The organism is Myroides sp., from assembly GCF_032073645.1.
Classification (GTDB): Bacteria; Bacteroidota; Bacteroidia; order Flavobacteriales; family Flavobacteriaceae; genus Flavobacterium; species Flavobacterium odoratimimum.
In genome coordinates, this window is the sequence record NZ_DAMANB010000015.1 from 26,845 (window position 1) to 48,672 (window position 21,828).

At 33.4% G+C, this 21,828-nt stretch carries 19 protein-coding genes; 16 read left to right on the forward strand and 3 right to left on the reverse strand.

Annotated elements, in window-relative coordinates; all coding sequences use genetic code 11:
• Window position 1 precedes the first annotated feature (1 nt).
• Window positions 2-1,147 (reverse strand): Atu1372/SO_1960 family protein, encoded by a 1,146-nt coding sequence (locus RT228_RS11710; protein ID WP_313138686.1) that lies wholly within the window; start codon window positions 1,145-1,147, stop codon window positions 2-4.
• Between the two features lie 66 nt (window positions 1,148-1,213).
• Here RT228_RS11710 and RT228_RS11715 point away from each other — a divergent pair, with 66 nt between their 5' ends.
• The 5 genes from RT228_RS11715 (at window position 1,214) to RT228_RS11735 (ending at window position 6,066) form a co-directional block, all read left to right on the forward strand.
• Entirely contained in the window at window positions 1,214-2,014 is an 801-nt protein-coding gene (locus RT228_RS11715; protein WP_036471076.1) for an AraC family transcriptional regulator, read from the forward strand.
• Between the two features lie 73 nt (window positions 2,015-2,087).
• Entirely contained in the window at window positions 2,088-2,717 is a 630-nt protein-coding gene (locus RT228_RS11720) for a hypothetical protein (RefSeq protein WP_313138687.1), read from the forward strand.
• Window positions 2,718-3,064: 347 nt separating this feature from the next.
• Window positions 3,065-3,802, forward strand: a complete 738-nt coding sequence (locus tag RT228_RS11725; RefSeq protein WP_006260448.1) for a hypothetical protein — start codon at window positions 3,065-3,067, stop codon at window positions 3,800-3,802.
• Between the two features lie 91 nt (window positions 3,803-3,893).
• Window positions 3,894-4,838, forward strand: a complete 945-nt coding sequence (locus RT228_RS11730) for a hypothetical protein (RefSeq protein WP_006260447.1) — start codon at window positions 3,894-3,896, stop codon at window positions 4,836-4,838.
• A gap of 25 nt (window positions 4,839-4,863) precedes the next feature.
• A complete protein-coding gene (locus tag RT228_RS11735; RefSeq protein WP_006260446.1) occupies window positions 4,864-6,066 on the forward strand; it encodes a hypothetical protein in 1,203 nt (400 codons plus the stop codon).
• Window positions 6,067-6,145: 79 nt separating this feature from the next.
• Here RT228_RS11735 and RT228_RS11740 read toward each other — a convergent pair whose 3' ends face one another.
• Complete coding sequence (locus RT228_RS11740) at window positions 6,146-6,409, reverse strand: DUF1294 domain-containing protein (protein ID WP_006260445.1); 264 nt, start codon at window positions 6,407-6,409, stop codon at window positions 6,146-6,148.
• A gap of 56 nt (window positions 6,410-6,465) precedes the next feature.
• Here RT228_RS11740 and RT228_RS11745 point away from each other — a divergent pair, with 56 nt between their 5' ends.
• Window positions 6,466-8,592 carry a Tex family protein gene (locus RT228_RS11745; protein ID WP_006260444.1) on the forward strand — a complete coding sequence of 709 codons (2,127 nt, stop codon included), beginning with the start codon at window positions 6,466-6,468 and terminating at the stop codon, window positions 8,590-8,592.
• A gap of 421 nt (window positions 8,593-9,013) precedes the next feature.
• Here RT228_RS11745 and RT228_RS11750 read toward each other — a convergent pair whose 3' ends face one another.
• The gene (locus RT228_RS11750) at window positions 9,014-9,229 is read right to left on the reverse strand and encodes a twin-arginine translocase TatA/TatE family subunit (protein ID WP_006257970.1); all 216 of its coding nucleotides are present in this window, start codon (window positions 9,227-9,229) and stop codon (window positions 9,014-9,016) included.
• Between the two features lie 190 nt (window positions 9,230-9,419).
• On the opposite strand from RT228_RS11750, the gene RT228_RS11755 reads away from it, so the two are divergent.
• The 10 genes from RT228_RS11755 (at window position 9,420) to RT228_RS11800 (ending at window position 21,828) form a co-directional block, all read left to right on the forward strand.
• The gene (locus tag RT228_RS11755; protein WP_006260443.1) at window positions 9,420-10,301 is read left to right on the forward strand and encodes a murein hydrolase activator EnvC family protein; all 882 of its coding nucleotides are present in this window, start codon (window positions 9,420-9,422) and stop codon (window positions 10,299-10,301) included.
• A 6-nt stretch (window positions 10,302-10,307) separates the two neighbouring features.
• Complete coding sequence (locus RT228_RS11760) at window positions 10,308-11,795, forward strand: GH3 auxin-responsive promoter family protein (RefSeq protein ID WP_006260442.1); 1,488 nt, start codon at window positions 10,308-10,310, stop codon at window positions 11,793-11,795.
• A 36-nt stretch (window positions 11,796-11,831) separates the two neighbouring features.
• Window positions 11,832-13,511 carry a DUF6909 family protein gene (locus RT228_RS11765; protein ID WP_006260441.1) on the forward strand — a complete coding sequence of 560 codons (1,680 nt, stop codon included), beginning with the start codon at window positions 11,832-11,834 and terminating at the stop codon, window positions 13,509-13,511.
• 126 nt (window positions 13,512-13,637) lie between these two features.
• Entirely contained in the window at window positions 13,638-14,186 is a 549-nt protein-coding gene (rfbC, locus tag RT228_RS11770; RefSeq protein WP_006260439.1) for a dTDP-4-dehydrorhamnose 3,5-epimerase, read from the forward strand.
• A complete protein-coding gene (gene rfbD, locus RT228_RS11775) occupies window positions 14,183-14,956 on the forward strand; it encodes a dTDP-4-dehydrorhamnose reductase (protein WP_006260438.1) in 774 nt (257 codons plus the stop codon). The genes rfbC and rfbD overlap by 4 nt, the downstream gene beginning before the upstream one ends.
• A gap of 68 nt (window positions 14,957-15,024) precedes the next feature.
• Entirely contained in the window at window positions 15,025-16,440 is a 1,416-nt protein-coding gene (locus RT228_RS11780; RefSeq protein ID WP_155116042.1) for a D-glucuronyl C5-epimerase family protein, read from the forward strand.
• Entirely contained in the window at window positions 16,440-17,663 is a 1,224-nt protein-coding gene (locus RT228_RS11785) for a lipopolysaccharide biosynthesis protein (RefSeq protein WP_006260436.1), read from the forward strand. Before RT228_RS11780 ends, RT228_RS11785 begins: the two co-directional genes overlap by 1 nt.
• A 3-nt stretch (window positions 17,664-17,666) precedes the next feature.
• A complete protein-coding gene (gene asnB, locus RT228_RS11790) occupies window positions 17,667-19,487 on the forward strand; it encodes an asparagine synthase (glutamine-hydrolyzing) (protein WP_006257978.1) in 1,821 nt (606 codons plus the stop codon).
• A complete protein-coding gene (locus RT228_RS11795) occupies window positions 19,487-20,611 on the forward strand; it encodes a glycosyltransferase family 4 protein (RefSeq protein WP_006257979.1) in 1,125 nt (374 codons plus the stop codon). The genes asnB and RT228_RS11795 overlap by 1 nt, the downstream gene beginning before the upstream one ends.
• Entirely contained in the window at window positions 20,608-21,828 is a 1,221-nt protein-coding gene (locus RT228_RS11800; protein ID WP_006257980.1) for an O-antigen ligase family protein, read from the forward strand. The genes RT228_RS11795 and RT228_RS11800 overlap by 4 nt, the downstream gene beginning before the upstream one ends.

Here is a 21,828-nt window from a genome sequence, read left to right on the forward strand (position 1 = left end):
ATTACTCTATCTCGAAGATAGCTTGTATCTCTACCGCAGAGTTGACAGGTACAGAAGTAGCACCTAGAGTACCTCTAGCATGTTTACCTTTTTCTCCAAATATTGCTACAGATAGATCTGATGCCACATTCATTAGATTAGCGTGCTGAGAGTAGTCAGGAGTCGTGTTGAATATACCTGTTAGTTGTACTGTTTTCTTTACTCTGTTGAGGTCACCATTCACTGCTAGTTTAAGCACTGCGATTACATTCAACATTGTCTGTTCAGTCGCTTGCTTTGCTTGTTCTTCTGTAACATCTACCCCTACCTTACCAGGATACAATATTTTACCATCCTTTAAGGCTACCTGATTGATGAATACTAGATTTCCACTGCGTGAGTAAGGCGTGTAGTTCCCCACAGGATTTGGTGCTACAGGTAGTATGATGTTCTTTTGTTTAAGCGTAGTTTCTACATCAGTGACTACTTGTTTAGGTGTACTTTCCTCTTTCTTCTGAAAAGTTCCTTTTAAGGCTTTGGCAACTTTGGCGAAGTTTTGACCTTGCGTATAAGCGATCAGCAGTTCACTTTCGCTAGGACGTTGCACCGTTTTGTTTGAAGCAAGACTACTTGTACCTAGTACACTATTGCCTTGAGGGATGCTATTATCTAGCTTCTCCGTAGCTCTGATGCCATTCGATACGAGTATCATCCCATGTACTGCTAGACTGTTCCAGAACGACTGTAAGGCTAGCTCCTTCCCTGCTCCACTACTAGCAGACATAAATACCGCCGTAGGCATTCCTTCTAGAGCATGAGTAGTCCATAGATCTACTGTCTTCGCAAAAAAGGCACTCATCGGAGTACTGATATTGCCAAAATATACAGGAGCCCCCCATACGATGCCATCATAAGTCGGTAGCTCCTCAGGAGTAGCTATCTGTAGATCATGTAACAGTGCGTTTTCTGAAGGTTGTACTAGTTTTATAGTCGCCTCTGTGTGAGGATTGTTTTCTATTCCTTTAGCGATTTCTTGCGCCATTTTATACGTACCTCCCGTATCAGAATGGATAAGTACTAATATTTTGGTTAAGGTATCTTTTGCCATGATTTGTGATGTTGTGAAGAGTAGTGCACAAGTGATTAGTGCAGTATATAATGTTTTCATATTATTTATTTTAAGTATAATCACAAAGGTATGCTTGCAGTTTATATTATATTTGTCAAAAAATATATGCAAAACGCCAATATCAAATGTGGATTGACCGAGAAACTCTTAGGAGTATATGATGATACTAATGAGGTACAGGCGTATGTATGGTATGAAGACAACTTCGTGCACGATGAGTATCAGCACGCTCATCAGCGATATCAGCTCACCTATGTAGAACAGGGCTATCAGTACCTTCACGTAGATAACTGTATCTATCTAGTCCCTCAGTATCACGTAGTATGGATACCTTCAGGACAGCAACACGCAACTACCTCTACAGCGAAGGATATCAGCCTAAAAGTACTGTTGTATAAAGATGTGCCAGCTGACTCATTCTATAATCAAGTACATATCTTCCCTGCTCCTACTGTGCTGAGGGAGATGCTACAGTATGCGACGAAGTGGAATAGAGTAATCCAAATAGAGCTAGAGAAAGAACAGTTCTTACAAGCTATTCTCATTAGTTTAAAATCGTTCTGTGAAGAGAATCAATCGCTTCAATTACCTATCCCTACTGATCATAGGTTAATACCTGTATGTGCTTATATCAACGATCATTTTACCTCAACGCTCGACTTAGATGAACTAGCCAGTATCTCTACCATGTCTGTGCGCAATCTACAGCGCCTATTCAAACTAGAGACGGGTATCACTCTACAGAAGTACCTTCAGATTATCCGTATCTTGAAGAGTATAGAGCTAGTAGATACAGGAGAATTTACCTTGAGCGAAATCGCTTTTAAAGTAGGTTATAAGAGCTTAGTTGCCTTTAGAAACTCCTACTTCGACATTATGAAAGTGTATCCTAAAATTAAAAAATAAGCGTATACACCCCTGACAAAAGGCTGTCACTGCCCTACTCTACTTTTGCTCCATAATCTTAACAATAGAGAGTATGATACGAGTAAGTAATGCACCAGTGTGTGCGATGGAGTTCACCAGTTTTAGAAAGAAAACAACAGTAAGTGACGACGAATTATTGTTTGCAGTAGCCCGATTTGAGAGTCAATTGGTGCAAGTAGAAGGCATGGTATATCATACCTTGGTTCGAAACTATGATAACGAGTATGCGAATGTGCTGTTCGCTACTTCTATGGAGGTGATAAAGACATTAGAAGCAGTGATAGGAAACACAAAAGAAACCCAAGATTTCTTCAGTATGGTAGATATAAGTACAGTGCAGGTAGAGTATCACGAGATAAGCAAACCTAACTTCATAGTGCCTTCCTACTTTGGTTGTATAGAGAATGGTAAGTTTTCTCTTAAAGATACCGCCCAAGCCTCTACTCTATTATCTGCTTCGGATGCTGTAGAAGAATCTTATCTCAATGCTTTCGAGAACACAAAAGGGCACTTTATCTCTGTCCGTAATGAGAATGAATATTCAGAAATCGTATTAGGTCAAACCTTAGGCAATACGAAGGAGATTTGCTATGGTTATTTTGGGAACGAGGCTTGTCTTTCTCTTCTTGGTTTAATCGACGAGAGTAGTATGCATTTAGGTTTTTGGTATGTGGTCGGATAAGTAAATTAAAAGTGATTCAATATTTGAATATTGACTGACATTGAGCTATTTAACTGTCGCTGACTAAATGAGGTTGTCACTGTCAATATCAGTTCAATAGCAACTAAACTGAACAGATGTGTTCAGTAATTGTACAGGTACAGATTGTCTTAAATTAGGGTTTACCTCTCTTTTTTGTGCTACTATTATTTGGGTGGTCGGCTTTTGGTCGGCTAGTGATGGGCATTTGATTGGCTTAAAACATCGCAAAATAGCCTATCACTACCCTATCACCTACTGATCATATACCGATAAGATGGAATAGTCTTTGTGCAATTTTAGAATACCAACCTATAAAATTAAAAGTTATGGCAAAGATGTCACCAAAAGGAAAAATTACAGGAGTAAGTGGGCCTGTGTATTTTAGGTCTTTAAACAATGTACAGATCGTACAAAGTAGACCTAATCGCTCAAAACAAGACAAGGGCAAGAATCCTTCCGCTAAGCTGTTTAAGCATACTGCACAGAGCCTGAAACATATACGTAAGCATGTCGAATATTTCTTAGGGATGAGGTATGAGTCTACTGCTCATCTGCGATTAATGGGGCTAGTGATGACGGCCTTGCGCAAGAATACGGTACTGCCAATAGCAGAGACTACACTGTACAATACTTCTATTGCTGAGGTAGTCGGATTTGAATGGAATACAACCAAACTATTTACAGATACCTTCTTGGTAGATATAGCTGTAGATGTGTTGGAAAATAAGGAGATAACTGTATCAGTGGCGCCATTTATCCCAATAGAACAGGTAGACTTCCCTCCTATGTGTACACATGCTAGTTTGCGCATAGAAGGTTTCTTTATGGCAGATACAGATGAGATGCTCGGTAAGCAAACCAGCACATTATCTATTGATTTCAAAAAGAGTGATGAGATGGTCAGTCCTCACCCGCTATCTGTCCTGATACCTCATCGCGATTATCTAAAGATGGTGGTGGCAGAGATACAGTTCTTCTACCCGATTAATAACAATCCTGATCAGTTGACACTGTACAATTCTAAGGTGTATAATCCTAGTGTGGTGGTGTATGTGGGGAGGTAATTATTGAATAAAAATTTACTGTATATTTATAGTAATTGTTTTGATAATAAATGGTTTATTAGAATAGTAGCTAAAAATAAAAGAGTAAGTCATGAATAGACTAATAGTTATGCTGATACTAGTTTTCGGCTTGAATGCTTGTGGACAACAGCCAAATAAGGTTCAAGATAAATTGAATCCAAGCTTTGTAGAGAAGACAAAAGAGCTGTTTAAAGAAGTAAAAGTGTATGATGATGAGTTAGAGTACATTCTTGAGGTTAAAGAATCACACGGTTGTACTTATGAAGTATTAGTGAATGGTTTTCCTGTTTTGAGTCATTATGCATCAGGAGTTTTTACTGGTAATATTCCTATTAATCAAGCTATAGTAAAGAGTGGTGTACAGAAAGTAGAAGTAATAGTCACTCCATCTGTAGATGTAAACTATGTTAGTGAGAAGAGCTTAGATCTAAGTAAGACTAAATTTGATTTTAATATTGTCTGTCAAAATAAAAACAGAGAATCTACTACTGTTCATACCTATTCTTTACCAAAGCATGAGAGCTCTTTAATGGTATTTGAAGACAGTTTTGTTTTTGATGCTCCTTATGTTTATTACGAACACGATGTACAACATTGGATGAATAGTGTTGATCTTCAGCCAGAGGACAGGGTTAAGTTATTAAAGGAGGTAGAAATCTTTTACAACGAGATTATAGAACTTCTTAGTAAAGGGGAAGCGGAACATTTGGCGCGTATTGCCTATCAAAGCCAACGGGATTATCATCGCTATTCTTATCTAAAAAGTAGTAGTTATGCTAGTTTCTTAATTGATTTTTGGAAAAATAGCTATAAAACCAAAGAGATAGAACCTTTAAAAGATTATGAAATGAGGTTCTATGCCAATGGTCGTATAGTAAGGTTAGTAAGGATAGATAAGGAGAATTATAATAAATCACCCTTGATATTGGTAACTCGTGAAGGTGGTGGAACTAGTTTTTATGAGATTAGTTTACATAGACCTAAAGAAGGAGGTGCTTTAGAAGTGATTAGATGATAAGAAAAATAGAAGGTTTTTAAATATGAAGAAGTTAAATTACTTTGTTTGTGCAAATAGGGGATATTATATTGAGTTAGATTGGAGCTGGGAAGTAAGCCATAGTTTTAAAGATTTTGAATCAGGCTTAATATATGTACATACAGTAGATCAAAATGAAGATAGATGGGTATCTGGTGCAGGTATGATTAGACAACCACAAAAGAGTTATATCCTTGAACCAAAGTATGGTAAAATAATGACATATAAAGAATGGAAGGCTTTCTTTAATTATGATATGCAAACTATTTATACTGAAGACGGGATGTTTAAATACACAAGACAGCGTAAATATGATGATAAAGTAGATTGTGATTATATAGATGAAACGTTAGTCTTTTTAAAAGGAGGTCATGTGACTACAAGTCAAGGTGTTGCTTTTTATGGAGAAAAAAAGGATACTTTATTAGAAAGTACGATTAAAGAAATAGAGGAACGAATTAGAATTAAACAGGAGTATGCTAATAGACCATCTATAGTTGATTTTAGTAAGGGATATGAGGATAAGTTAGAGGATTATGACATATTATTTGCTTATTATAAGCAGACTAATGTTGTTCTGAATATTTTTGATAAGGGCGTTTATAAGGTTTATGAATTAAATAAATCGAAACAATTTGATTTTAGAGAGTTAGTGAGAGCTGGAACAATAAGTCCTATTATTGAATTTTCAAGTATTAAGAACTTATGGGAATCTTTTGTACAAGATGAAGATTGGTACCTAAAGTATATTCGTTGTTATAATATTAAAACAAGTCCATTTGCTTTAGCGAGTGTTGTGTTGGGGACTATAAATGAACTACATAGGCAACAAAGTTTTACCTTTAAAGAATATGAACAAATAAACAGTTGGATAAATTTAGTTTATAGTGATGAATATAGAGGAGAAGAAATAAAACAGTGGTGCTCTAACTGTCATAGTTTAGTTAAGTTTTATAGTAGGTATCCTAAACATATCTGTAGAGAATGTTCAGATAAAAAGATGTATGATAAGGATGGATTACTTTTAGACATTGTTTATTTAGGATATGATGGAATAGAAGTAAAACATTTAAAGAGTAATAATGTAGTTGAGAAAACAGAGACTACTTTTTATTTTGATGATTGTCATTTAGATGGAAAAATATTTACAGCACAGCCTGCTAGATTTGGAGGTATAGTTTTTCAATTGAGAGAAGACTCAATATGAAGTTGCTTTGGCTTAAAACTGCAGAAGAGTAATATACAAGAGACTTATGACTGCGGTTATAGGTCTTTTTTTATGCATTTTATCGTTTAAAGACGATAAAGAATAAGGCTACTTGTATGGCTAGGATGGCATAAAACTTTACTTTAAAAGAGTCTTTAGAAATCTTATGTCTAAGTTTCTTCATCGCAATCCATGCACCTAGTGTTCCTCCAAAAAAGCAAAGAGACAGGAGGTTCTTCTCAGAAACACGTCTTTTGTTTTTAATCGCTTGTTCTTTGTCAAAGGCAAACATGGAGAAAGCTAAATAGTTTATTATAAGTAGATATAGGAATAAAAACTTCATGAGATTTATTTATTGTGACAAAGGTAGTATTTTAGCTATTCTTAAAATAATAAAATATGACGTTGATAGAGTTTATTCAACAGGCTGTGAGTGCTAGTGCAAAAAGTATAGAGAATACGCTGTCTCTGTTAGGAGAGGGATGTACTATACCGTTTATCGCTAGATATAGAAAAGATAGAACTGGTAATCTAGATGAGGTAATTATCGAAAAGATAGCAAAGTATAGTGAGCTGTACGAAGGGATAGTAAAGAGAAAGGAGTCTATATTAGGTTCTATAGAAGAACAGGGAAAGCTAACGGATGAATTGCGCAATAAGATTACAAATAGCTTTGATCTAACAGAGATAGAAGATTTGTACTTGCCCTATAAGAAGACACGTAAGACGAAGGCTGATACAGCTAGAGAGAACGGTCTAGAGCCATTGGCTAAAGTGATTATGGCTCAGAATGCTCAGGATGTTGAGTCTATCGCTGCTAAATACCTTAATGATAAGGTAGGAAGTGAAGAAGAGGCTATACAAGGGGCATCTGATATCATCGCTGAATGGATTAATGAAAATATGTATGTGAGAAAATCACTGAGAAGAAAGTTCCAACGCAGTGGGGTGATCAGTACTAAGGTAGTAAAGGCAAAAAAAGAAGAAGAGCATGCGCAGAAGTTTGAGCAATATTTTGATTGGGCAGAACCTGTGTATAAGATACCTGCACATCGATTATTGGCTATTCTAAGAGCAGAGAAAGAAGGTTATATCAAGTTTAATGTTGGTATTGATAAGAGTGAGGCTATTAGCTTCATAGAAGATAATGTAGTTATAGGTAAGAATGAGTGTGGTAAGATAGTAGAGAAGGCAGTAGCGGATAGCTATAAACGTCTGTTAGAGCCTGCATTGTCTAATGAAGCCTTGGTAGAAGCGAAGGAGAAGGCAGATTTAAACTCTATACAGGTATTTGCGGATAACCTTACTCAGTTGTTATTAGGTTCGCCATTAGGAGAGAAACGCATATTAGCTATCGACCCAGGGTTTAAGACTGGGTGTAAGGTGGTTTGTTTAGACGAGCAAGGAGATTTGTTATACAACGAGACTATATTTCCTCATGCTCCTCAGAAGGATACTACTATGGCGATGAAGAAGATTCGCTCTATGGTCAATGCATACAATGTAGAAGCTATCGCTATCGGTAATGGTACTGCCTCTAGAGAAACGGAGTTCTTTATTAAGAAAATAGCTTTTGATAAGCCTGTACAAGTATTCGTAGTGAATGAGGCTGGAGCATCTGTGTACTCTGCGTCTAAGATAGCGAGAGAAGAGTTTCCTACTTATGATGTGACAGTGAGAGGTGCTGTGTCTATCGGGCGTCGTCTGTCTGATCCATTAGCAGAGCTAGTGAAGATAGATCCTAAGTCTATCGGAGTAGGACAGTATCAGCATGATGTAGATCAGTCTATGCTTAAAAAAGAGCTAGATAATGTGGTGATGAAGTGTGTAAACTCAGTAGGAGTTAACCTAAATACTGCTAGTAAATCATTATTGAGCTATGTGTCTGGGATAGGTGAGAAGATGGCTGAGAATATAGTGCAATACAGAACTGAGAATGGGCCATTCGAGAGCAGAACAGAGCTTAAGAAAGTACCTCGACTAGGAGATAAAGCCTTCCAACAGGCAGCTGCATTTGTGCGTATTAAGAATGCTAAGAATCCACTAGACGACTCTGCTGTACATCCAGAGGCTTATGGTGTGGTAGAGAAGATCGCTAAAGATATGAAGGTATCTATAGGGGATATGATCTCAAATAAAGAACTTATCGCTAAAGTAGATGCTAATAAATATACTACAGGGGAGGTGGGAGCGTTAGCGCTTCAAGATATCTTAAAAGAATTAGAGAAGCCTGGGTTAGACCCTAGACGCAGTGCTAAGGTATTCGAGTTTGATCCTAGTGTGAAACAGATTACAGACTTAAAAATAGGTCAGGTACTGCCTGGTATTATCAATAATATTACCAACTTTGGTTGTTTCGTTGATGTAGGGATTAAGGAGAGTGGTCTAGTGCATATCTCTCAACTTAAGGCAGGCTTTGTATCAGACGTGAATGAAGTAGTGAAGTTACACCAGCATGTACAAGTGAAGGTGACGGATGTAGATGTCGCTAAAAAGAGAATACAATTGTCTATGATATTAGATTAAACTCAGGCTCCGCATTTGCCCAATACTACGAATAAATGCTACTTGACATCTCTCTCATTTCTTCTAAAACCATACGATAGTATGCTTTTTTCATAAGTTCAGAGCTGTTTTGTAGAATTTACTCTCGTTAATAGGTCTATCGCGTATTCTAGGTTAAAAAAATAAAAAAAACATTTCTCAATCTTGTTTTTGGCACGATACTTGTTTTTAAACTAGTACTTGAGTTTGAAAACAATAATGTTGTTATTGAAAAAGAAAACAAGCAGGTAAGTAGTGTTTTTATTATGTTTTATAAGTGAAGTGCCTATCTTTTATTGTCAAGATAGGTACTTTTTTTTTGAGCTATAGTGATGTATAGAAACAAAAAAAGCGTTATACGGCAAGCCATATAACGCGTAAAATATATAAGTTTAGAACAGAATTATTCTGTCTTAGAGTTATCTTGTGTATTCTCTTTTTTAGTTGTCTGTTGAGCGTTTTCGTCTCTAGTAGCATCTTTAAATTCTTTGATACCAGAACCAAGTCCTCTCATTAATTCAGGGATCTTTTTACCTCCGAATAACAATAGAATGATAGCTACAATAACTATAATTTGCCATGGCCCAACCATTCCTAAAAATATGTGTAATGAGTTCATAATAATCTTTTTGAAACATTAAGTAGCGACAAATATAGTAAGAAAAATGTAAAACGTTTATTCGTAATAGGTTTTATTTAACTTTTAACGTTTATGTAGTAAGGAATTTTCTTTTAAACTGTGAATATTTAGGTAAAGTGATAGAGTCAAATTTTATAATTATTATATTTGTGTAGTAAAATAGGTACAGATGTTAGGAAAGGGACATAAAAGAAAAAAGTGGAAAAATACACTTTTAAGTAAATACCGTATTGTTATCGTTAATGATAAGACGTTCGAAGATGTAAAGTCTTTTAAGCTTAATTTACTTAATGTTTTTGGTGCCAGTACTACATTGGTATTTTTATTTATTCTATCAACTGTTTTACTGTTGGTATTAACTCCGTTAAAGGAATATATACCTGGATACTCTTCTGCTGAGCTAAAGCAAAGGGCTGTAGAATTAGCTCTGAAAGTAGATTCGCTAGAGAATGAGTCTAGACAGAATCAACAGTATCTAAGTGCAATCAAAAGCGCACTGTTAGGAGAAATACAGGTGACAGAGGCTAGTATAGATTCTTTAAAACTAACTCAGAAACCATTGAATCAAATCGAACATAAAGATCCTAGTGAAACAGATATGAAGCTAAGAGAAATGGTTCGACTAGAGGATAAGTATAATCTCTTCGAAGAGAGTAAACCTAAAGTTAGCCAAGTCCTGTTTAGCCCAATTAATGCAGAAATAGTTAGAAAATACGATAGTAGAGCAATGCACTTCGGTATTGACTTTAGAGCACCTGCTAATACACCTGTAAAAGCGATCAGTAAAGGGACTGTGCTATTCGTAGACTGGACTATAAAAGATGGTTATACAATCATCTTGTTACACGATGAAGGTTTAATATCTGTATATAAACACTTAACTTCTATTACTAAAGGAGAGTATGAAAGTGTAAGGTCAGGAGAAGTAATCGGTCTTTTTGATGGAAGTAGTGAGGCTACTGCATTAAATGCTTCTACAAAATACTTCCACTTCGAATTATGGAAGGATGCCTATCCATTAGATAGCTCATTATTTATAGATTTAGAATAAGAGAATATGTCAATAAAATCATTTGGAGCTAAAGTATTTGCTTCAATTATACATAAGAAAACACAAAAGTGGGTCAATGATCCCATTAATACGCAAAAGAAGGTTTTTGAACAATTGTTAGAGGATGCTAAGCACACTGCATTTGGAAAAGACCATAATTTTGCTTATATTAAAAGCTACGAAGATTTCGTACAACAAGTACCTATTCGAGATTATGAAGGATTAAGGCCTTATGTAGATAGAGTAGTAGCTGGAGAAAGTGATGTGCTGTGGAAAGGGAAACCACTTTATTTTGCAAAGACTTCGGGTACAACTTCGGGTGCTAAGTATATCCCATTGACCAAAGAGTCTATGCCGTATCATATAGAAGCTGCTCGTAATGCAATATTAGCTTATGTATATGAGACAGGTAAAGCGGACTTCGTAAATGGTAAAATGATCTTCTTACAAGGGAGCCCTATACTAGATGAGAAAAATGGTATAAAATTAGGTAGACTATCAGGGATAGTAGCTCACTATGTTCCTGCTTATTTACAGAAGAATAGACTGCCTAGTCTAGAAACAAACTGTATAGAGGACTGGGAGACTAAAGTAGATGCTATCGTGGAAGAGACAGTAGATCAGAATATGAGTGTGATCTCTGGTATTCCGAGCTGGGTACAGATGTACTTCGAAAAACTAAAGGAGAAAAAAGGTAAACCTGTAGGGGATATATTTCCTAACTTTAATTTGTTCATTTATGGCGGTGTAAACTATGAGCCTTATAGAGGTAAATTTGAACAAATGATCGGACGTAAGGTACCATCTATAGAGTTGTTCCCTGCTTCTGAAGGATTCTTCGCTTATCAAGATACACAGACAGAGAAAGGGATGTTATTGTTGCTAAATGCAGGTATCTTCTATGAGTTTATAAAAGTAGAGGAGTTCTTTAATGAGAATGCTAGAAGATATACGATAGGAGAGGTAGAGCTAGGTGTGAATTATGTATTAATTATCTCTACCAACGCTGGACTATGGGGATATAATATCGGTGATACGGTACAGTTCGTTAACCTGAAACCTTATAGAGTAGTGGTATCTGGGCGTATAAAGCATTTTATCTCAGCATTCGGTGAACATGTGATCGGTAAGGAGGTAGAGTCTGCTATACAAGAAGCAATGGAAGGTACGTCAGTAACGGTTAATGAGTTTACTGTAGCACCACAGATTAGTCCAGAAGAGGGCTTGCCTTACCATGAATGGCTGATAGAGTTCGGCAATGAACCTGAGGATTTAGAAGCGTTTGCTTTAAAGATAGATAATGCTCTAAGAAAGCAGAATATGTATTATGATGATCTAATTGTAGGAAAGGTGTTGAAGACATTAGTCATCTCTAAAGTAAAACAAGAAGGCTTTAATAACTATATGAAAAGTATAGGGAAGCTAGGAGGGCAAAATAAATTGCCTAGATTAAGCAATGATAGAATCATCGCTGATCAATTAAAATTATATTAGTAAAAAGAAATAATAAGACGTAAAAAGGAGAAGTATATGAAAGAGATAAAGAATATATCTAGAACGAGAGCGCAAGTGTCGTCTGCAGCTGTGGAGCGTATGTATATTACAATGCGCCATTTGTTTAACAGAGGTTTCTATAAACCGATGGGAGTGTCAGGAGATACATTAAGAGAAGCGCTATTAGAATTGCGTCCAGAAATATATGGTACTATCGCAGAAGAAAAAGTAGAGTTAAACGGATTGTTATATGTTATAGAACGCCTTCCGATCGGAATAGAGGAGTGTCGTTATATTAACTTGACATCTGATGAGGGGTATTCATTCTCTCACTTTACAGCTATCGTACCACCTAAGAGAAGAAGAAACTGTTATCGAATAGATGAGGAGCAGATGAATATCGAGATCACTAGAGGTAGATCTGATATCTATGATGTTTTGACTCACTTGACATTTATATTCATCGAATCACATAAGATTAAAGATCGTGTATTGATAGGAGAAGATGGTAAGGTAACTCGAGATTGGAAAAAGATAGAAACTGCAGCTAAAAAAGAAGAGTTTTTAGAATTAGAGGAGAAAGAGGTAATCATGTCTCACTTAGCTAATGTATTAGGACGTTCTTTTGCTGAGGTTCTAGATGTATATGAGAAATTCGCTATTCCTGAGAATCCAGATCGCTTTTTAGATGTGATTTACTGGTTAGGAAAATTAGCTATAGAAGAGGATGTATATAACGATAAACGTACAATCACCTTTAGCCCACTACTTAGAGAACGTCTTGGTCACCATATTTATGGTGAAATGTGGTCTGATAGAATAAAAGAGGTGCTTACAGCTAAAGGATTATTAGAACGTCCAATCCATATCATCAGTGCGAATATGCACAGTGTTATGAATTCTATTTTTGCTCCTTCAGTTGTAAAGAGTGAAGTAGAGGTAAGTTCTGAGCTAGAGGTATACGAAGAGCTTAGCAAGCCTGAGAACAAACACCTTAGAGATTTGGTTAATGAACGCGCTGAAAATGAAGGAATGACTTTCTTAAGAGATGAGTCAGGAACGAACATAGACGTACAAATATTCGATACTGCTAAGATAGATTTCGCTACTACAAACTTTAAGGCTCAGCAAATAGAAGGAGAGTATCCTGTGATTATCGTTATGGATTACGCTTTCGGTGAGCAGGCTTATGAGACGATCGATGAGCTTTTAAAGCCTTATAAAAAGACAACGATGATAGATGTGGAATCTGTGTCTATCATGGGTAAAGCAGGTATCTTAGTAGGAGATAAAGGAGATATCATGATTCCATTCGCTCATATTAATGAGGGAACAGGGGATAATTATCCTTTTGACAATGAATTGACAGTAGATATGTTTAAGAATGATGATATCCCTGTATTTGGAGGAACAATGGTTACTGTATTAGGTACATCACTTCAAAATAAGGATTTATTAAAGTTCTTCCACGATTCTACATGGGGTGTAATCGGTCTAGAGATGGAAGGTGCTCACTACCAAAAAGCAATACAGTCTGCTTCTAAGATCAGAAAAAGCATTAATCCTGATGTGAAAGTAAGATATGCTTACTATGCTTCTGATAACCCATTAGAGACAGGTAGTACATTAGCTTCAGGAGGGTTAGGTACAACAGGAGTAAAGCCTACTTACTTAATTACCATTAAAATACTAGAGCAGATATTTAATATTAAGTAATTAAATTCTAAATAGTTTAAGATAAATGAGCCATCACAGAATATATGTGGTGGCTTTTTATTTTGATTTATATGTTAAATTGTGAATTTAAGTGTAATTTTATAGTCTTAGAATTTAGTTGAAAAGATGAAGGTATTTACTACTCCTATACAAGATTGTGTTATCATAGAACCAAAGGTGTTCTTCGATGAGAGAGGATATTTCTTAGAGAGCTTTAATGAGGCTGTTTTTGCCAAAGAAACAGGGTTAGCTGTACGTTTTATTCAAGACAATCAATCTAAGTCTTCTAAAGGCGTTCTAAGAGGGCTTCACTACCAAAGAGGAGCTTATCAACAAGCTAAGTTAGTAAGAGTGTTACAAGGTGAGGTGTTAGATGTAGTAGTGGATCTACGCAAGGACTCTAGTACATATGGACAGCAGTTCACTCAAGTGCTATCAGCAGATAATTTTAAACAGGTGTTTATCCCTAGAGGGTGTGCGCATGGTTTTTTAGTAAATAGTGAGACGGCAATATTCGCTTATAAGTGCGATAACGTTTATAATAAAGAATCAGAAGGTGGTATCATCTATAATGATCCAAGCTTAGGAATTGATTGGGAGTTTAATCTTGATGAGGTTATCGTTTCTGATAAAGATAAAGTATTACCACTTTTCGAAAATGCTTTACCAATATGATTAAAATATTAGTTACAGGAGCTAAAGGACAAGTAGGACAATGCTTACAATCTATAAGTCAAGAATATGATGTAGTGGAATTCTTTTTCTTTGATTCTAGTCAGTTAGATATAACGAATGAAGTTTCGATAGATGAGGTTTTCAGTAAAGTGTGTCCTGATTATTGTTTTAATTTGGCTGCTTATACTGCTGTAGACAGAGCAGAAGATGAGATGGAATTAGCGTACAAAGTAAATGCTGAAGGAGTATTGTGCTTAGCAAGAGTATGTAATCAATACAATACAGCTTTAGTACACCTTTCTACTGATTTTGTATTTGATGGTCATAAACAGACTCCTTATACTGTCTTGGATATCCCCAATCCTATCAATGTGTATGGTGCTTCTAAATTAAAGGGAGAATTATACATAAAAGCGAATATGAAGCGTTACTATATCGTGCGTACTTCATGGGTGTACTCTGATTATGGTCATAATTTTAAGAAGACGATGTTGAGATTAGCAGAGACTAAAAGTGAAGTAAGTGTTGTAATGGATCAAATAGGTTGTCCTACTCATGCAATAGAATTATGTCATTTTTTAATGTCTCTGATGCAAGGAAATCATGATTATGGGGTTTATCATTATAGAGGCGATGTAATTTGCTCTTGGTATGACTTTGCGGTATCCATATTTAAAGAGAATAATATTAATATAAAAGTGAATCCAATCACTACTGAGGAATATCCTACTAGGGCTAGTAGGCCGAGGTATAGTGTGTTGGGTATGTAGATATGAAGGATTTTTATTTTATTTTATTAATAACTCTTTTGTTTTATTCATGTAAAAGAGATGTTACAGTGAGTACTTATATTAGTACCGAAAATAATGTTTTTAATGTTGAAGATACAGTTAAAGTAGGATTCAATGCAGTTGATTTTTTAGACAAAAAGGTTTTTAATAATGATAGTCTGTACCCTAAGTTTCCCTTTTCTGGTTCAAATATAGCTATGTATGATAATTTAGAAAGATCTGAAGCAGAAATTCCTCTAATTTATTATAATAGCGGGCATCACTATTATCCAATTACTTTTTGTCAAGTGGCTTTAGCATATCATGCTAATTTTTTAGAAACTAAATCAGAGAATAGTAAAGAAGAGTTTTTAAAAATATCTTCACATATCTTAAACGAGGCAGTTTTGATAGAAGACTTTGCGGTTTTACAGACGGAACTACAAGTTGAAAACTATCGACTACCTTCTAAATGGGCATCAGCTATGTCACAAGGATACGCTGTAGTAATTATGTTACAAGCTTATAATTTAACGAGAGATAATAGATATTTAGATATGTCCAATAAGTTCTTGAAATCATTTGATTATTCAATAGATAAAGGAGGAGTTTTAAATTTTTGGGATGGTTATCCTTTTTATGAAGAATATGCAGATCCTAAATCACATGTTTTGAATGGGTATATGTTTTCGCTAGCAGGATTGTATTATAGTTATCGAGTTACAGGTAATAATGATGCAAAACGTCTTTTTGATCAAGGTATAAATACTTTAAAAGCAAAAATTCATGTGTATGATTCTTTCTTTACTTCAAATTACAATAAATTACGAGTAGAAGAAATGAAGAATGAGACATATGCTTCAGCAATTAATGAAGATCCAGATCATTATCATGAATTAGAGATTTATCAACTTTTGACTCTATATTATTGGACTAATGAATCAATATTACGAGAATATGCACATAAGTTTATTAAGTATGATACTGGAAAAATTGATAGTTATTATGATTTCGATAAATTTAAGAAAGTAACTTCTTTAAAATTACAAGAAAATATAGATGTGTTAACTGATGAGTTGTGGAGTTGGGGGAATTTTTGGAGTACAAAAAATAAAGATAATGAACTAATAATAGAGTTTGATAAGTATCGAAGAAATATAGAAGGTATTGTTTTTTATAGCCCTACTGAAGAATCTTTACCACACAATTATTCTATTTATGTGTGGGAAAAAGATAATTGGGAAAAAATATATACCAATAAAGATATCTATAATAAAAATAGAAAGTATTATAAAACAGGAGGATTCGATACATTTATTGATATAAACTACTTTCCTGTATCATTTGCTACCAATAAGTTAAAGATAAGTTTCGATGTTGGTAGTAGAGGAAACGTGAGCTTGAGAGAAATAAATGTGTTATTTGACCAAGATGATAAAGTAGAGTATATTTTAAATTCTATTAGAAAAAATGTAATTGATTGATGAATAAGGAATTTATAAAAAATATTATTATTAATAATTTATCATTAGGATTACAGTTTGGATCAAGATGGTTACTTAGTATTGTTTTATTGTCAAAATTAGGAATTATCCCTTTTGGAATTTTTTCATTTATTTACTCGTTGGCTAATATTTTGGTATCAGTTCTACCCTTCGGTAGTCAGTTTTATTTAATAAAAGAAACAAACATAGATAAGGATAATAGTAAAGAGTTACAGGCATCAGTTCTTATACTTACTATATTATCATTTTTAGTATTTGGAGTAATTTTGATTTTAGATTTTCTAGGAGTTAATAGTTATGGTTATGTAATATATTTAGGTTGGATTTTAGGAGTAGTTTTTAGTATTAATAATATTCTTTTTTCTTATTTAAAAGGAATAGGGCAGTTTGGCTTTGAATTAAAGATAAATGTTGTTTTTTCTTTATTAATTTTTGCTCTAATGGGGTATGTAATTTATATTGAAACATTAGAAATCAATACAATTTTTTACTTATTGATTTTATTTAATCTATTAACGACAGCTACTTTTCTTAATTTATCTAAAGGTATTTCTTTGTTTAAAGATATTACAGTTCTTCTAACTAAAAAACAGTTGTTACTTGTTTGGAAAGCGAGACAGTATTATGGATTACAGGATATAGTTACAGCTTCTTTTGTTCAGGGAGGAATGTTACTATTGCCACTTTTAGTTCAAGGAGATATTTATGGAACGTATAGAGGGTTGTTATTAATTGTGGCTCCATTTGCTCTATTAAATCTTGCGTTTTCACAAGTATTATTAAATCAAATAAAAAATGTTTCTGTTGAAGAAAAAGGAATAGTATTTCATTCTCTGCAAAAAATAGCTATTCCTATTCTAGTATTGATTTTAGGAGTAATGTATGTTTTTAGAGAATTTGTTTTAGAAAAAATAGCCAAGTTAGCTTTAACAGAAACAATTAATCAAGCGTATATCGGTGTGTTAGGGATTATATTTTTCAGTTTTGTTTATTCAGGGTACGAAATGTTATTAGTAGCTTTAAATAAACAGAAAATACGTTTTTTAATTATGGTTATTGGGGCTGTAGTTAATTTAATAACCATATTCACATTGTTACCCAAATATGGAATAGTGGGAGCTATAGGAACTAATTTGATTTCAACATTTATTGTTTTTGCTTTAATTCTGTGGAGTGGGGAGAAACAATTAAAAAAATATTAAATTATGTGTGGAATTTTAGGAAGTATAAATTTACCATTTGGTGAAGCAACATTAAATACAATATATCATAGAGGTCCAGATAGTGGAGCTATTGAAAGTTTTGATATAGAGAATAGTACTGTTTTTTTAGGACATAGACGATTAGCCATTGTTGAACTAACAGAAGCAGGATATCAACCTATGACATCTATAGATCAAAATTTTGTAATTGTTTTTAACGGTGAGATATACAATCATTTAGAGCTTCGAAAGAAATTGCCTGAGATTAGTTTTAAAGGAAATTCTGATACTGAAACTATTCTTTACTATTTAGCTAAATTTGGTATTGAGGCGATAAAGGATTTTAATGGAATATTTAGTTTTTGTTTGCTAGATAAAAAGAGTCAAAAAGTGTATTTGGTTCGCGATCACTTTGGTGTTAAACCCTTATACTATTTATTAGAAGAATCTAATAAATTACTCTTCTCTTCAGAGATTAGACCTTTAAGATATTACAAGGGAAAATTAGAGATAGATCAAGAGAATGTAGCTGAGTTATTGAAACTTAGATATAATCCTTCGCCAGATACTATTTATCAAGGTATTTTAAAAGTGCGTCCTGGACATATTCTAGAGTATGACTTAGAGAAGAGCTCTATTGATATTTATAGTTATATAAACCCAGTTGCAATAGTTAAGAATTATAGCTTTAATAAGGCAGTAGGTAAATATGGTCAACTTTTTGAAGATGCTGTTAAGAGACAATTAATGTCTGATGTAGAAGTAGGTACTTTACTAAGTGGAGGAATAGACTCTGCTTTAGTTACTTATTTTGCTCAGAAACATTCTGATAATAGGCTTAAAACATATACAGTAGGGTTTGAAGAGAATGAATTTGCTAATGAAATAGAAGATGCTCAAAGGTCTGCTGATTTCTTAAAGACAGATCATCATAATATTATTATATCAGCTAGTAATTTTAAAGAGATTTTTGAAGAGACATGTCGTATTGTTGAAGAACCCTTAGGAACAACTTCAATATTACCAATGTTCTATTTAAATGAGGCTGTAAGTAAAGATTTAAAAGTAGTTTTAACAGGGCAGGGAGCAGATGAACCACTTGGTGGATATACTCGCTATAAAGGAGAAATCTTAGCAGATAAGTTTCCTTCTTTTATGTTTCAATTAATGAAGCCGATTGCTAATTACAGTAAAAAAGAGAGATGGATTAGAGCTGCTCAATCATTGTCTATTAAGAATGATGTAAAGCGTTGGGAAAACATCTATGCCCTATTTACAGATACCGAAATCAATACACTTATAAATCATAGTGATTATAAAAGCTATGATAGAATCTGTTATTACTATGAATTATTAAAGTGTAAAGACAAGAAAGGTGTTGAAGGAATGATGGCGGTTGATTTGAGAATGAATTTAGCAGATGATCTCTTAATGTATACAGATAAAGTTTCCATGAATTTTACAATAGAAACAAGGGTTCCAATGTTAGATGTTGAATTAATTAAGTTTTTAGAATCTTTACCATATGATTTTAAAATAGCTGATGGAAAAACAAAAAGAATACATAGAGCATTTGCAGAAGAAATTTTACCTACGGAAATAATTAATAGACCTAAGAAAGGTTTTATGTCTCCAACTGAAAAGTGGTTTAGAGAGGATTTAGGCGAGTATTATATACAAATGATTAAAGAAAGTGATAGTCCTTATTTTGAATTGTTTAATAAAAAGGCTGTATTGGATATTTTTGAACAACACAAAAAAGGCTTTAATAGAGAAAAACAGATTTTTACATTACTATCGATTTATTACTTATTTAATAAATAATGAAAATTGCAATTATAACATCTAGATATCCTAAAGAAAATCAGCCATACAATCATATGTTTGTTCATGTTAGGGCATTGTATTTTAAATCTCAAGGAGTAGATGTGACTATTTTAGTACCAGCAAAGGAGAAAAGTATATATAATTATCAAGGGATTCATGTAATAGAGGATGTGTCAAGTGAAATAGCTAATGTATTAGGGAAGTATGATCTATTATATCTGCATTTACTTAATCAATATCCATTAAAGAATGGTGGCTTTAGTATATACAATGCTATTTTAAAGAATAAATATCCTGTAGCAATCTATATTCATGGAACAGATGTGTTAAAGTATCCTGAGTATTTGTATGATTTTACTTGGTCAATAAAAGGTATTGTGAAGTATCTATATATTAATACTTGGAATCATTTTTGGATGAAGCGCTTCTTAAGGCAAATAAGTTTATCAAATAGGTACTTAATTATGACGCCTTCACTATGGATGAAAAACCATACTGAGAAGATTCTTGCTATAAAGTTTGAAAAGTTTTATGCAGTTCCTAATGGGGTTGATACTGAGTTGTTTGATGTTCCGTTTAATTATCAAAATAGACATAAGATTATTACAATAAGACCTCTCTCTGATGTTAAATATGGAGTTGATATGTCTATAGAATTAATGAGATTTTTACCGGATATATTTACATTAGATATTTATGGTAAAGGTTTTTTGAAGTATAAATATGAACAGCTAATAAAGAAGTATAATCTAGAGAATAGAGTTAGGATAATAGACGATTTTATAGAGAGAAAAGATTTGCCTACGTTGTTTTCTAATTATGGTATTTTTAGCGCTTTTACTTTGTTTGATTCTCAAGGAGTTATTATGTGCGAAGCTATGGCAAGTAGATTGTTAACAATAAGTAATAATAATTCTGCAATAAGTGAATTTATTGAAGATAGAATAGGGGGTTTAATTGATGATGATCTAGAGAAACTTGCACAGAGAATCATTGAGATTACTAATGATTCTCATGTGATGGAGAATATAGTAAAAGAAGGTAGGAGTGGAATGACGAAAATTAATTGGCGAAAACAAGGTGAAAAAGAACTTTTCTTATTAAAACAAATTGTGACATGAAATTAATACATGATAATGTAAAAAAGCTAGATTTTATTATAGGATATTTATTGTTTCCATTATTGATTTTGGACATGATAAATGGTATATTACATGAGAATAAGATTGAGTTTATATTTTCTTTAAGTCAATTGTATAAGTCTATTCTTATTTTATTATTAAGTGTTAGGCTTATTTTATACCCTAAAGTGTTTCAAAAAATTTTATTATATACGCTTATCCTTTTTATTCCTTCAATCACTCAATTTTGTTTTTATAATTCAGACCTCAACCTCCTTTTTCAGGACACTATTAGAACTTCGAAGTATCTAATTATTATTATCTCCTTTTATTATTTTAAATATTATCTAGTTGATAATAATAGTTTTACTATTTTATGGAGGTGGATAAAATTTTCATTTTGGATTTTAGCATCCAATTTATTGAGTAAGTTGGTAGGTTTAGGTTATCCAATGTATGAGTTTGGTAATATCGGGACAAGAGGATATTTTATTGCAGGTAATGAAATATCAGCATTACTAATTGTTCTATCTGCTATCATAGGTTATTATTATTTGGTTGTTAAAAAGGACAAGTTAGCTTTTATTTTTTATGGAGCCTTTAGTTTTGTTTTAGGTTTATTGATTAGCTCTAAAACAGGGATGCTAGGAATTGTTCTTGTTTATATTGCAATTCTTTTAAGTGTTTATGATTTTTCTAAAAATATATCTAAAGCAACAATTGGTAAGGCATTATTAGGAATTAGTAGCATATTAATTATAATTGTTCTTTTTATAACAAATACATCAATATTTGATAGATATACTTTATTTTGGGATAAGTTAGATTTTGTAACTTTTGTTTTGTCAAGCAGGAATTTATATTTCCATGAGACTTGGTTGATTATACAAGAGAAATATAATCTAATTAATTATTTTATAGGAGTTGGGCCTACGCAATATTATGAATGGGCATCTAAATTTGTAGAAATAGATATGATAGATATTTTTTTCTCTTATGGTATAATGGGGGTTTTACTTTTTTTTCAATTTTATGGAAGTCTATTAAAAGAATCTATTTTGCTTAGTAAAAAGCAGGAATTCCCTTTTGGTCGAGTAACTTTAATTCTTTTATGTTTTTTACTTTTACTATCGTGCTTATCAGGACATATATTAAATTCAGGAATAGCTGGTGTGTATATAGGATTTGGGTTTGCTATAATGTTTAAAAAGATTTAA

Bases quoted from the DNA above. Each gene is read 5' to 3' on its own strand.
- RT228_RS11710 (WP_313138686.1), bottom strand. From the start codon at position 1,147: ATGAAAACATTATATACTGCACTAATCACTTGTGCACTACTCTTCACA.
- RT228_RS11715 (WP_036471076.1), top strand. From the start codon at position 1,214: ATGCAAAACGCCAATATCAAATGTGGATTGACCGAGAAACTCTTAGGA.
- RT228_RS11720 (WP_313138687.1), top strand. From the start codon at position 2,088: ATGATACGAGTAAGTAATGCACCAGTGTGTGCGATGGAGTTCACCAGT.
- RT228_RS11725 (WP_006260448.1), top strand. From the start codon at position 3,065: ATGGCAAAGATGTCACCAAAAGGAAAAATTACAGGAGTAAGTGGGCCT.
- RT228_RS11730 (WP_006260447.1), top strand. From the start codon at position 3,894: ATGAATAGACTAATAGTTATGCTGATACTAGTTTTCGGCTTGAATGCT.
- RT228_RS11735 (WP_006260446.1), top strand. From the start codon at position 4,864: ATGAAGAAGTTAAATTACTTTGTTTGTGCAAATAGGGGATATTATATT.
- RT228_RS11740 (WP_006260445.1), bottom strand. From the start codon at position 6,409: ATGAAGTTTTTATTCCTATATCTACTTATAATAAACTATTTAGCTTTC.
- RT228_RS11745 (WP_006260444.1), top strand. From the start codon at position 6,466: ATGACGTTGATAGAGTTTATTCAACAGGCTGTGAGTGCTAGTGCAAAA.
- RT228_RS11750 (WP_006257970.1), bottom strand. From the start codon at position 9,229: ATGAACTCATTACACATATTTTTAGGAATGGTTGGGCCATGGCAAATT.
- RT228_RS11755 (WP_006260443.1), top strand. From the start codon at position 9,420: ATGTTAGGAAAGGGACATAAAAGAAAAAAGTGGAAAAATACACTTTTA.
- RT228_RS11760 (WP_006260442.1), top strand. From the start codon at position 10,308: ATGTCAATAAAATCATTTGGAGCTAAAGTATTTGCTTCAATTATACAT.
- RT228_RS11765 (WP_006260441.1), top strand. From the start codon at position 11,832: ATGAAAGAGATAAAGAATATATCTAGAACGAGAGCGCAAGTGTCGTCT.
- rfbC (WP_006260439.1), top strand. From the start codon at position 13,638: ATGAAGGTATTTACTACTCCTATACAAGATTGTGTTATCATAGAACCA.
- rfbD (WP_006260438.1), top strand. From the start codon at position 14,183: ATGATTAAAATATTAGTTACAGGAGCTAAAGGACAAGTAGGACAATGC.
- RT228_RS11785 (WP_006260436.1), top strand. From the start codon at position 16,440: ATGAATAAGGAATTTATAAAAAATATTATTATTAATAATTTATCATTA.
- asnB (WP_006257978.1), top strand. From the start codon at position 17,667: ATGTGTGGAATTTTAGGAAGTATAAATTTACCATTTGGTGAAGCAACA.
- RT228_RS11795 (WP_006257979.1), top strand. From the start codon at position 19,487: ATGAAAATTGCAATTATAACATCTAGATATCCTAAAGAAAATCAGCCA.
- RT228_RS11800 (WP_006257980.1), top strand. From the start codon at position 20,608: ATGAAATTAATACATGATAATGTAAAAAAGCTAGATTTTATTATAGGA.